Below are 11,354 nucleotides of genomic sequence, written 5' to 3'. Positions count from 1 at the left end.
GATCTCGCACCTCGATAACTGTACGTAAGATCAGTATAGTTCGTGGTAACTGACTGCTAATCATGGGTAATCAGGAAGGGTTTAATCAGATAGCAAAACACCGAGATGTTGGTAGTCACACAAGGGAAGGTGCGAATAAGTGGGTAGCACCTTCCTCTTTGATTGCTAGGTCGATTTTTGACTCGGCCCTTTTCTAAAATTGCCCCATTTTCTTCAAAAATCAGGCTTTATAACCATTTTCACCCCCTTTCTGGGGGTATTCCCCGATTTTAGGTAGATCTTTCCTGTGCCCTTATCAATTGATCCGCGAATTCAACTTCGAAGTGCGACACTCGCCTATGCCGCCTGACGGTACTCTTCGAATACCTTGACAGGCTGCCTGAATCCGAGACATTTCCGAGGTCGTAGGTTGAGCCACTGCTCCGCTCTCCTGACATCCTCGTCCGTGACCTCTCTCAGGTCTGTTCCCTTTGGGATAAACTGCCTCAACAGCCCATTGCTGTTCTCGTTCAGACCGCGCTCCCACGAAGAGTAAGGGGGCGCAAAGTAAGTCTCGGCACCCAGCGCTTCCTCTATCGCCTTGTGTTCGGCAAACTCGCCGCCGTTGTCAAAGGTGATAGTATGCACCTGCTCGATGTAGGGCGTTAACATCTCGATTATCGCATCCCGCACCACCCCAGCCTGTTTGCTCGCGACCCGCTTGACCAGATAGAGCCGGCTCTTGCGCTCCACCAGGGTGACCAGTGCACCTGTGCCTTGCTTGCCCAGCACCGTGTCCGCCTCCCAATCACCGAGCCGCTCCCGGCTATCGACGATAGCCGGCCGTTCATCAATAGAGCGGGCTTCCTTGATGGGAGAACGCAGGCTGCTCGCCCCCTTGCGGTAGCGCTTGTGGCCCTGGCGCAGATGGCGGTACAACTGGCCACCCCGGGCTTTGTCGGCGGCCACATGGCGGTATATCCACTCGTGACTCACCATGAGGCCTATCTGCTTGCCCACCGTGCTTATCTGCTCCGGGCTCCACCACCAGGCGAGTGTCAGCTCGACAAACTGGATGACATCGGCAGATAGCCGAGATTTGGCCGCACTGGCCCGTCGGTGGGTGGCGTGCTGATGCGCATTGTCTGGCTGGTAGCCCTGCGGCCCGGCGTTACGACGCAGCTCCCGGTAGAGGGTGGAGCGATGAACGCCAATGGCGCGTGCGGTGGCAAGGATGGACATCCCCTGTGCGCGAAGCACCGATAACTGGTATCGTTGCCCCTCGGTCAACTGCTGATAGCTCATGGTGATACTGCTTATACTTTGGCGAGCAGAAGGGTACCACCAATCAGCAGTTGGCCACCTCTCGCCATTCATCCATGAGTGTCGCACTTATTATCTGAATTCCCGATCCACTCGGAACAGGTTCGCCAGCGTAAACAGCATCGCCAATTGATTGTCGTTCTTCATCAGCCCCTTGTACCGCGCTTTGACGAAGCCAAACTGACGCTTGATGAGCCGGAATGGGTGTTCAACCTTGGCTCGGATGCTGGCCTTGAGTCTTTCAAACTGGATAACGGCCTTGTTCTTGCGCGGACGTTGTTTGAGCGCTTTGACCTTGCCTGGGCGTTCGGTAATGGCCCATTCGACCTTTACCCCAGCCAACTCCTCACGCTTGGGTGCCCCTTGGTAACCGGCATCACCAAACACAAATTCCTCCTTCCCGTGCAGCAGATTGCCGGCTTGATTGAGGTCGTGCTCATTGGCCGCGGTGGTTGCCAGGCTATGGGTCAGGCCGCTTTTGGCATCGACGCCGATATGGGCCTTCATGCCAAAGTGCCACTGGTTGCCCTTCTTGGTTTGGTGCATCTCGGGGTCGCGCTGCTGGCGCTTGTTTTTGGTCGAACTGGGGGCCTCGATGATAGTGGCATCAACCAAGGTCCCCTGAGTCATCATGATGCCGGCGTCAGAGAGCCACTGATTGATGGACTCGAAGAGCTGGCGAGCCAGTTGGTGCTGCTCCAGCCGATGGCGGAAGTTCATGATGGTGGTACGGTCAGGGATAGCTTGGTCGAGGGAAAGCTTGGCAAAGAGGCGCATGGAGGCAATCTCGTAGAGCGCGTCCTCCATCGCTCCGTCACTGAGGTTGTACCACTGCTGGATGCAGTGGATACGCAACATGGTCTCCAGCGGATAGGGGCGACGACCATTGCCGGACTTGGGATAAACGGGCTCAATCACGGCCAGCATTCTTGACCAGGGCAGCAACGCCTCCATACGGGCAAAGAACGCTTCTTTTCGAGTTTGACGGCGTTTGCTGTGGAACTCGCTGTCGGCAAATGTCAATTGATGAGTCACGTTGAGCTTCGTCCCTGATGCCAAAATGATGTGGCGATGATCTCACATCAAGGACTTGTTCGCACCTTCCCCAGCGTTTGAGCTCCTCGCTGATGTATTCCGGACCGTTATCACAGCGGATGGCCGCCGGTTTGCCACGCCACGCTATCACCTGCTCCAACGCCCGTTTGACCCGCGAGGCGGGAAGCGAAAAATCGACTTCGATACATAACGCTTCCCGGTTGAAATCATCTATCACATTGAACAACCGCACCGAGCGTCCATCGGACAGCTGGTCATGCATGAAGTCCATCGACCAGCAGGTATTGGGTTTTGCAGGAACCGCCAACGCCGCCGGTTTTGCACGCACCAGCCGTTTCCTGGGTTTTATCCGCAGGTTGAGCTCCAGTTTCCGATAAATCCGGTACACCCGCTTGTGGTTCCAGCCAAACCCTTTGACGTTGCGCAAATAGAGGAAGCAGAGCCCGAAGCCCCAGTTGCGCTGGCTGGCTGTGATGCGCAGCAGCCAGTCGGCGATGAGCTGGTTCTCTTCGGCCAGTACCGGTTGGTAGCGATAGCAGCCTTCGCTGACCCCGAACACCCGACAGGCGAGCCGGATGGAGAGGGCGCAGTGAGCGACCGCCTGGGTGGCCATCTCCCGGCGGGTAGATGGCGTCACCACTTTATTGCCATGGCCTCCTGGAGGATGTCGGCTTTGAGGCGCTCCTCGGCATACATCTTCTTGAGGCGGCGATTTTCCTCCTGGAGGTCCTTGAGACGAGCCATGAGGGAGGCGTCCATGCCGCCGAACTTGGCGCGCCACTTGTAGAAGGTGGCGCTGCTGATGCCATGCTCGCGGCATAGCTCGGGGATGGGTGGCGGCGGGCGAGTTGGCCGCCCAGTTTCCTCATTGGGAACAGTTGCACAGCATTGGCGTGGCCATCTCTTATCGCATTGAAAACATGAAAAAAGCCACCCTTGAACATCACTACTTCATCTGTTCAAAAACGCTGGAGCGGGATGAGTTTTCTCGGGCGGTGCGTGGGCACTGGGCCATCGAAAATAGCCTGTACTGGGTACTTGGTACTGGATGTCACGATGGGCGAGGATGATTGCCCAATCTATCGGGGTGATGCGGCAGAGATTTTAGCGTGCATCCGGCACATGGGGCTGAACATGCTCAGGGCCGAGACTTCACGTAAGGCGAGCGTAAGACGGAAGCAAAAAATAGCAGGAATGAGCAGCGAATATCTGGAAACGGTACTCAATGCGGGCCTGAAAAAATTGGGTGAATTTTAACAAAATGTTCACGCTCTCACCCTGGGGCTAAAGGTATAATGACAGTTGGCATATCGATGTCTCATTGCTGCCCCCCCCTAAATGGGGTGGATCATAGATCATTGTATTTTCTACAAAAAAAATTTTCCATCGAGTTTTAATGACGTCTAATGCTTTTTTAATGCTGTATAAAAACCGGTGTTTGATACTCTCTTGCGACCATTATTGGCGAATAAAAACTATTCAAGCCGATAGGCACACAGTTCAAGGAAGAGCTCCATGACGACAGAGATTCCATTGGTACTCGTGACCGAAGGCAATGTTCAGGCGACGACCTTCACCACCTACCTGATGGCCCAACTCGGTGAACCAATACGCCTGATTAGCCATCCCGATCAACTATTGGCTATCGAGAATTGCAACCTGTTCCTGATCGATCTGGACTATCTCAAGTCGAGCCAGCAGTTTGGCTGGAGCCGGGATATAGCCGCCTTCGAATCGGCCAGCACGATATTACTCAATGCGCCGACCAGCACGAATCGCGATCTGCTGCTGCTGTGGCCCAATACCAGCGGTCTCTTCTTTCGTCAGGATCCCTTGGATCACTTGGTAGCCGGTATCAAGAAGGTGATGCTGGGGGAGTTTTGGATCCCGCGTCATCTGATGTGCGAGCTGGTCCATTATTACCGACAGGGCATGGAGCCAGCCCAACGCAGCCAGAATCTGCTGACGGTCCGAGAGCGCGAGATCATTCGCTATTTGATGACGGGAGCCTCCAATACCGAGATAGCTGACACCCTGTTTGTCAGCGAGCACACCATCAAGTCCCACCTTTATAACGTCTTCAAGAAGTTGAACGTCAAGAATCGGTTGCAAGCCGTGAGCTGGGCTAAAGATTACCTCGATATGACGAGCTCCTACTGATGCGAACTTGGCTGCTCTGTCTCTGGTTGATCTCTGGTGCCCTAGCTGCCAATGAAGGGGATGCCAACACGCCTCTGGAATCGCTGCAACCCGAGCAGGAGAGCGACAGGATAGAGATTGGGGGTCTGGTGATAGACCGTACCTTCACCCGTTTCGGTCAGGTTTTTTATCATCACTTCAGCCGATTGCGAGAGGACGAGGATCCGAATGCGCGGGAGAACATCACCATACATGAGCGGCCGACTGCGCGCTGGGGCAGCCTGATCTGGATCACCCACAATCGCAAGGTGCTGTTTAGGACGGCCCTCTCCCCGGTGCGCAGTCAGGGAGAAGCTGCAGCGCAGCAGGCCTGGGTCCAAGTGAACGAAATTTTACAACAGCAGAAGGTCGCCATCCTGTTCATGGATACCTTCGATCTGGAACACGATGAACTATAAGGATATAGCATATGTGCTCACGCCTCCTGCTTCTGGCACTGACGGTCAGCATGACCGCTTCTGCCTCCGAGCTTATCTATCGGCCTACTAACCCCAGCTTTGGCGGTAACCCGCTCAACAGCAGTCATCTGCTGGGCACGGCTAACGCCCAGAACGACTACAAGGATCCCTCCACTGGCAGCAGCAGCGGCACCTCGGCTCTGGACAGACTCACCTCCAGTCTGCAATCGCGGCTGGTGAGCCAACTGCTGGCCGACATCGGCAAGGATGGCAGTCAAAGCGGTAGCCTGGTCACCGACGAGTTTGCGATCAATGTGGTGGATGAGGATGGCACTCTTGCCGTTTCCATTACCGACAGATCGACGAATGAAACCACCATGATAGAAGTGAATGGCCTGATCGCCGACTGAGGACGTTATGACAAGGACACCGTTATTTACCGCCCTGCCTTTGCTCGCCATTCTGTTTGCTCTGGGGGGGTGTGCTACCCATATAGGCTCTCCCGAGGCGGATGAGAAGGCGACCCTGATGCCGAGATCCATCTCCTACAAAGAGTTGATCAGCCTGCCCAAACCCAAGGGCAAGATAGTGGCCGCCGTCTATGATTTTCGCGATCAGACCGGTCAGTATCTGCCAGCCCCAGCCTCCAACTTCTCCACCGCAGTGACCCAGGGTGGGGTCGCCATGCTGAGCACGGCGCTATGGGACTCCCAGTGGTTCGTGCCTCTGGAGCGGGAAGGGCTGCAGAACCTGCTGACCGAGCGCAAGATAGTGCGGGCCACGCAAAACAAACCCAATGTGCCCGGCAATAATCAGCATCAATTACCCTCTCTGGTGGCGGCCAATATCCTGATCGAAGGGGGCATAGTGGCCTATGACAGCAATGTGCGTACCGGCGGTGCCGGGGCCAAGTACTTCGGCATAGGGGCGAGTGGCGAATACCGGGTCGATCAGGTGACCGTCAATCTGAGGGCCGTCGATATCCGCTCCGGCCGGATTCTCAACAGCGTCACCACCTCCAAGACCATCTTGTCCCAGCAGGTGCAGGCCGGAGTGTTCCGTTTCGTCGAGTACAAGCGCTTGCTGGAGGCCGAGGCGGGCTTTAGCACCAACGAACCGGTACAGATGTGCGTCATGTCTGCCATCGAATCGGCGGTGATCCGGCTCATTGCCAACGGGGTGCGAGACAACCTCTGGCAGCTGGCCGATGCGCGGGACATGGAAAACCCCATACTGCAGGGTTATCTGCAAGACAGCGCCCCCATCCTCTAGTCGAGGCAGCGTCGCTAGTTTCTATCTATCGCTTGCCCCTTTCAGCTCCTCTCCACAGGCCCATCATGGGCCTGTTTTCATGGTCTATCCCCCCTCCATCCCTTGGCGCGACACCTGCAAAAAAGAGGCATGGCTCAGCTTGACCTCAGCCTTTTCTACCAGACAAACCCTGGATCCGAATCAGCCTCGAATCAGCTGTGTGCCTGATGGCCCTGGCCCGGGGGGCTGGGGATACTGGACCCGCACTTCAAAAAGGTAATCACAGATGAAATACCTGAATCCCGTCCTGCTGATCATGAGTCTGCTAGGCCTGCCCGCATTGGCGCAGGACCTGGCTTCCCTGAGTGAACTGGGTCAGGGCAACGAGCTTGAGCTGGTTCAGCGGGGGGAGGGCAACCAGGCCCACCTCTGGCAGCTTGGCTCGGATAACGAATTGCAGCTCAGCCAGTCAGGCAATGACAACCAGATCCGCCTGATGCAACAGGGCCAGCAGCAGCAACTGCGACTGGATCAAGTCGGCGACAACAACTGGGTAGATGCGGTCCAGCTCGGAGTTGGCAACAGCGCCGAGCTCTACCAGGCCGGTATCGGCAACCAGATCTGGCTGTGGCAACAGGGGATGGACAACCAGGCCTGGATCAGCCAGAGCGGATATGACAACAGGGCACGGGCCGTTCAGCTCGGTGATGGCAACTTGGCCAGCATAGAGCAAAACGGCTCCGGCCTATCGGCCACCGTCATTCAGACGGGCGCCAACCAGCAAGTGAGAGTAGTTCAAACCAACTGAGCCCAGGCTCACACCAAAGCACGAGAGGGAAATCATGTTCAAACGTACCATCATCGCCTCTGCCGTATTACTGGCTACTTCCAGCGTCTGGGCGGCTTCCGCCAACAACCAGGCGACCGTCGCCCAGACCGGCAACAACAACTTGGCCACCGTCGAGCAGATCGATAGCAGCAACCACAATCAGGCGAGTATCAGCCAGATTGGTGCCGACAACGAAGCGAAGACCATCCAGAAAAACACCAGCCAGTCCGAAGCCAGTGTGGCTCAGGTCGGGGCAGGCAACGATGCCCTGGTGACCCAGGAGTCCAGCACCGCAGGATCCGTCGCCCAGGTGGCAAGCACAGGCAACTTCAACGTCGCGACCGTGACCCAGCAGGTGTTCAACGAAGGCTCCCACGCCTCCGTGGCCCAGGTCGGCAACCACAACAGTGCCGACGTGATGCAGGATAACGGTGATGGTGCCAGCTCCACCGTGAGTCAGGTTGGCAACAACAACGATGCCAGCATCAACAACTATTGGTCCGATAAAGCCATCGCCAACGTCAGCCAGCTTGGCAACAGTCACGAAGCCAGCGTTTCCCAGCAGATTGCCGATGGTGCCGAAGCTCAGGTGGCCCAATCCGGTCAGTTGAACAAAGCCACCGTCACTCAGGCCACCAATAATTATGGTTACGCCTATCCGGAGGGGACTCTGGCAAAGGTGACTCAATCGGGTAGCGGCAACGAGGCCCTGGTCGACCAGCGCGATCTCGATAACAAGGCTTATGTCACCCAGAGCGGTGTCGATGGCTATGTGAAGACGGCGCAGTCTGGCTCTGCGGCCGGTGAGGGCAACACCCTGACCGCCAATCAGGCTGGTACCAACGAGAGCGCCACCCTGACCCAGGTTGGCAACCGTAATGAGATCGAAACCAGCCAGACTGGCCGTGACGATGCATTGACCATCGATCAGCTGGGCGATGACAACTTGGCCACTGCCTATCAGGGCGGTGTCGGTGAGCAGAGCTCCATCACCCAGGTGGGTGACGGTAACCTGGCCGATACCGAGCAGAGAGGGTCGGGCAACCAGGCCAGTGTCGATCAGATGGGTGACGGCAACCAGGCCGTGGTCAAGCAGCTGGCGAGCAGCACCGCTGGCGTGGTGACCATAGATCAGAGCGGTGATGACAACTACGCCAACGCGGTGCAGGAAGCGGGCAGCAACAACCAGATCGCCATCGACCAGCAAGGGGATCGCAACCAGGTGGCGGCCGCGCGTGATGTGCAAGGCAAAGGCGCCTGGACCTGGGGTTCAGACAACGAGCTGACCGTGGCCCAGACCGGCAACGACAACTGGGCCTATGCCGATGCGTCCCACTCCGGCTCTACCGTGACCGTGACCCAGACCGGCGACCTGAACAACGCCTCTGTCGAGTCCTACCTGGGTAGCGACAACGATCTGACCGTCAGCCAGACCGGCAACAACCATGTGGCCGACGTCTATGTCAACGCCGGTATGAATGGCGGTGGCAACCTGGTCGATGTGGTACAGACTGCGAGCTTCAACACGGCTCAGGTCGATGTCTATGGCAGCAACAACCACGCCTATGTTTATCAGGGCGGCAACTGATGATTTGCACATTCGGGGGCCTGCGGGCCCCTTTTTTATTGGTGCGAACCCGGGACTGGCTGGCTGGTCCATGCCATCAGACCACTCCCCTGCACCGGCGGCTAGTGATGCTGCTCCTATGGCTCAGCTTGTCTCCCTCGGGATGGGCGGGCGAGTCAGAACCGGCCAAGGAGGCCAAGGTGATCCCCAAGATAAGCCTCAATGTCCAACAGGGGCCGACCGGCCTCTCCCTGGCCCCTACCCTGCAAAGCGACCAGTCGGGGGCCGTTACCTTTGCCCTGGATCTCTGGAGCCAGGGGGCGGGGGGGCGCAGTCATCAGCGCCAGAGCGGGGGGGCCGAACTGGTCGCCAACCGGCCCCATGGCGTGGGACGACTGAGTCTGGGACTGGCTTGTCCCTATCAGGCAAGAATACGGTTGCAGCTGTGGCAGGGGGCCTTGTTGCTGAGCGAGATCGACCAGACATTCGAGTGCCCCTCATCTCCATGATTTCCCGTCTGGACTGTCTATTCATCCAGTAGTCTCTATGCCATACTGGCCCGCTCTGGTTACCGTATCGAGCGCGCAACAAGATGGAAAAAATCGTGATCCGGGGTGCCCGCACCCACAACCTCAAGAACATCAATCTGACTCTTCCCCGCGACAAGCTGATCGTGGTCACCGGCCTCTCTGGCTCCGGCAAGTCTTCTTTGGCGTTCGATACCCTCTATGCCGAAGGCCAGCGCCGTTATGTGGAGTCCCTCTCCGCCTATGCCCGCCAGTTCCTCTCCCTGATGGAGAAGCCGGATGTGGATCATATCGAGGGCTTGTCGCCGGCCATCTCCATCGAACAGAAGTCTACGTCTCATAACCCGCGTTCGACCGTCGGCACCATCACCGAAATTTATGACTATCTGCGCCTGCTGTTTGCCCGGGTGGGTGAGCCTCGCTGCCCCACCCATGCCATACCGCTCGCCGCCCAGACCATCAGCCAGATGGTGGATCAGGTGTTGGCTCAGCCAGAAGGCAGCAAGCTGATGCTGCTGGCGCCCGTGGTGCGCGATCGCAAGGGGGAGCACAGCAAGCTGCTGGAGAACCTGGCGGCTCAGGGTTATATCCGTGCCCGCATCGATGGCGAGGTGTGTGACCTCTCGGATCCCCCCAGCCTGGAGCTGCACAAGAAGCACACCATCGAAGTGGTGGTCGACCGTTTCAAGGTGCGCGAGGATCTGGCCCTGCGCCTCGCCGAGTCCTTCGAGACGGCCTTGACCCTCTCCGGCGGCATCGTGCTGGTGGTGCCCATGGACGGGGAGGAGGGGGTTGAACCCATGACCTTCTCGGCGAATTTCGCCTGCCCCGAGTGCGGTTACTCCATGTCGGAGCTCGAACCGCGGATCTTCTCCTTCAACAACCCAGCCGGTGCCTGCCCCACCTGCGACGGCCTGGGTGTGCAGCAGTACTTCGATCCCGCCAAGCTGATCCACGATCCGAGCCAGAGCCTGGCAGGGGGCGCCATCCGTGGCTGGGACAAGCGCAGCTTCTATTACTTCCAGATGCTGAAATCCCTCGCCGAGCACTATCAGTTCGATCTGGAGCTCCCTTGGGGGGATCTGCCCGCCAAGGTGCAGGAAGTATTGCTGCGGGGCTCGGGCAAAACCGAGATCGAGTTCCGCTACATGAACGACCGTGGTGATGTGGTGGTGCGCAAGCACCCCTTCGAGGGGATCTTGCACAACATGGAGCGCCGCTACCGGGAAACCGAATCCAACTCGGTACGCGAAGAGCTCTCCAAATACATCGCCAACAAGTCCTGCACCAGTTGCGGCGGCAGCCGTTTGCGGGAGGAGGCGCGTCACGTATTCGTCGATAACCGCAACCTCTCCGCCATCGCCGAACAATCCATCGGCGATGCGCTGGCCTTCTTCGAGGGGCTGGCGCTCACCGGCCAGCGTGCCCAGATAGCGGACAAGATCCTCAAAGAGATCGTCGAGCGGCTCGGTTTTCTGGTCAACGTGGGCCTCAACTATCTGAGCCTGTCCCGCAGCGCCGAGACCCTCTCCGGCGGCGAAGCCCAGCGCATCCGCTTGGCGAGCCAGATAGGTGCCGGTCTGGTGGGGGTCATGTATGTGCTGGATGAGCCCTCCATCGGCCTGCACCAGCGGGACAACGAGCGCTTGCTCAAGACCCTCAGGGGATGGTCAGCATGCGGGCTCCCCCTCTGATTTCAAATGTTAGAAAGTTCAAGAGCGAAACAGTCGTCCCATCATGTTGACTTTCCTAGGGAAGGTGCGAATAAGTGGGTAGCACCTTCCTCTTTGATTGCTAGGTCGATTTTTGACTCGGCCCTTTTCTAAAATTGCCGGTAATCCCCCATATTCAGGGGCATTCAAAAGTAGAGGTCAGGCGGCCCGCGCCAGGTGCTGCTTTGGCGTGTAGCCACCCAGCGCCATATTAGGCCGCTCATGGTTATAAACCCATTGCCATTGCGTGGCAAATTCCTGCAATTCATCGCTGAGAATCCCATTCTGCAATGCCCAAGCAGCCTGTATGAAGTCGCCAAGCAGCTGAATGCTTGGTGTGAAAGCTGAATAGGTTGGTGGTGTGGTAAAATTACAACATCGTAGGGGAAGGCGCAGAGGTCGATGCCACTTTATGTCAGCTTATGGGTAAATTTTACCTGATTACCCATGATTAGCAGTCAGTTACCACGAACTATACTGATCTTACGTACAGTTATCGAGGTGCGAGATCAT

The 11,354-nt window shown here is 57.3% G+C and carries 9 protein-coding genes and 3 pseudogenes; 9 read left to right on the top strand and 3 right to left on the bottom strand.

What is annotated here, in order from left to right; translation table 11 throughout:
- Positions 1-336: 336 nt before the first annotated feature.
- The 3 genes and pseudogenes from PG881_RS23225 to PG881_RS23215 form a co-directional block, all read right to left on the bottom strand.
- Positions 337-1,284: an IS30-like element ISAs2 family transposase gene (locus PG881_RS23225; RefSeq protein WP_270803189.1), complete on the bottom strand. Its 948-nt coding sequence runs from the start codon at positions 1,282-1,284 to the stop codon at positions 337-339.
- A 90-nt stretch (positions 1,285-1,374) separates the two neighbouring features.
- A complete protein-coding gene (locus PG881_RS23220; RefSeq protein WP_024941324.1) occupies positions 1,375-2,337 on the bottom strand; it encodes an IS5 family transposase in 963 nt (320 codons plus the stop codon).
- A gap of 52 nt (positions 2,338-2,389) precedes the next feature.
- Positions 2,390-3,192: pseudogene (locus tag PG881_RS23215) on the bottom strand (IS3 family transposase); the annotation flags it as partial.
- On the opposite strand from PG881_RS23215, the pseudogene PG881_RS23210 reads away from it, so the two are divergent.
- The 9 genes and pseudogenes from PG881_RS23210 to uvrA all read left to right on the top strand — a co-directional run.
- Positions 3,192-3,615 (top strand): annotated as a pseudogene (locus PG881_RS23210) (ISAs1 family transposase); the annotation flags it as partial. The pseudogenes PG881_RS23215 and PG881_RS23210 sit on opposite strands and share 1 nt — an antisense overlap.
- A 258-nt stretch (positions 3,616-3,873) precedes the next feature.
- Complete coding sequence (locus PG881_RS23205; protein ID WP_024941327.1) at positions 3,874-4,518, top strand: LuxR C-terminal-related transcriptional regulator; 645 nt, start codon at positions 3,874-3,876, stop codon at positions 4,516-4,518.
- Complete coding sequence (locus PG881_RS23200; RefSeq protein ID WP_024941328.1) at positions 4,518-4,955, top strand: curli production assembly/transport protein CsgE; 438 nt, start codon at positions 4,518-4,520, stop codon at positions 4,953-4,955. The genes PG881_RS23205 and PG881_RS23200 overlap by 1 nt, the downstream gene beginning before the upstream one ends.
- An 11-nt stretch (positions 4,956-4,966) precedes the next feature.
- Positions 4,967-5,365: a curli assembly protein CsgF gene (locus tag PG881_RS23195; RefSeq protein WP_024941329.1), complete on the top strand. Its 399-nt coding sequence runs from the start codon at positions 4,967-4,969 to the stop codon at positions 5,363-5,365.
- 118 nt (positions 5,366-5,483) lie between these two features.
- A complete protein-coding gene (locus PG881_RS23190) occupies positions 5,484-6,227 on the top strand; it encodes a CsgG/HfaB family protein (protein WP_024941330.1) in 744 nt (247 codons plus the stop codon).
- Positions 6,228-6,492: 265 nt separating this feature from the next.
- Positions 6,493-7,014, top strand: coding sequence for a hypothetical protein (locus PG881_RS23185; protein ID WP_005895593.1), 522 nt, complete (start codon positions 6,493-6,495; stop codon positions 7,012-7,014).
- 34 nt (positions 7,015-7,048) lie between these two features.
- Positions 7,049-8,623 carry a curlin gene (locus PG881_RS23180; protein WP_024941331.1) on the top strand — a complete coding sequence of 525 codons (1,575 nt, stop codon included), beginning with the start codon at positions 7,049-7,051 and terminating at the stop codon, positions 8,621-8,623.
- Positions 8,624-8,802: 179 nt separating this feature from the next.
- Positions 8,803-9,111 carry a curli-like amyloid fiber formation chaperone CsgH gene (csgH, locus tag PG881_RS23175; protein ID WP_129146543.1) on the top strand — a complete coding sequence of 103 codons (309 nt, stop codon included), beginning with the start codon at positions 8,803-8,805 and terminating at the stop codon, positions 9,109-9,111.
- 83 nt (positions 9,112-9,194) lie between these two features.
- Positions 9,195-10,790: pseudogene (gene uvrA / locus PG881_RS23170) on the top strand (excinuclease ABC subunit UvrA); the annotation flags it as partial.
- Between the last annotated feature and the right edge of the window lie 564 nt (positions 10,791-11,354).

This window comes from Aeromonas sp. QDB54 (genome assembly GCF_027707385.1).
Classification (GTDB): domain Bacteria; phylum Pseudomonadota; class Gammaproteobacteria; order Enterobacterales; family Aeromonadaceae; genus Aeromonas; species Aeromonas hydrophila.
The sequence above is the reverse complement of the archived record's forward strand: the minus strand, read 5'-3'. Positions and strand labels throughout refer to the sequence as shown.

Excerpts from the sequence above, each read along its gene's own strand:
- PG881_RS23225 (WP_270803189.1), bottom strand. The coding sequence starts at position 1,284 with ATGAGCTATCAGCAGTTGACCGAGGGGCAACGATACCAGTTATCGGTG.
- PG881_RS23205 (WP_024941327.1), top strand. The coding sequence starts at position 3,874 with ATGACGACAGAGATTCCATTGGTACTCGTGACCGAAGGCAATGTTCAG.
- PG881_RS23200 (WP_024941328.1), top strand. The coding sequence starts at position 4,518 with ATGCGAACTTGGCTGCTCTGTCTCTGGTTGATCTCTGGTGCCCTAGCT.
- PG881_RS23195 (WP_024941329.1), top strand. The coding sequence starts at position 4,967 with ATGTGCTCACGCCTCCTGCTTCTGGCACTGACGGTCAGCATGACCGCT.
- PG881_RS23190 (WP_024941330.1), top strand. The coding sequence starts at position 5,484 with ATGCCGAGATCCATCTCCTACAAAGAGTTGATCAGCCTGCCCAAACCC.
- PG881_RS23185 (WP_005895593.1), top strand. The coding sequence starts at position 6,493 with ATGAAATACCTGAATCCCGTCCTGCTGATCATGAGTCTGCTAGGCCTG.
- PG881_RS23180 (WP_024941331.1), top strand. The coding sequence starts at position 7,049 with ATGTTCAAACGTACCATCATCGCCTCTGCCGTATTACTGGCTACTTCC.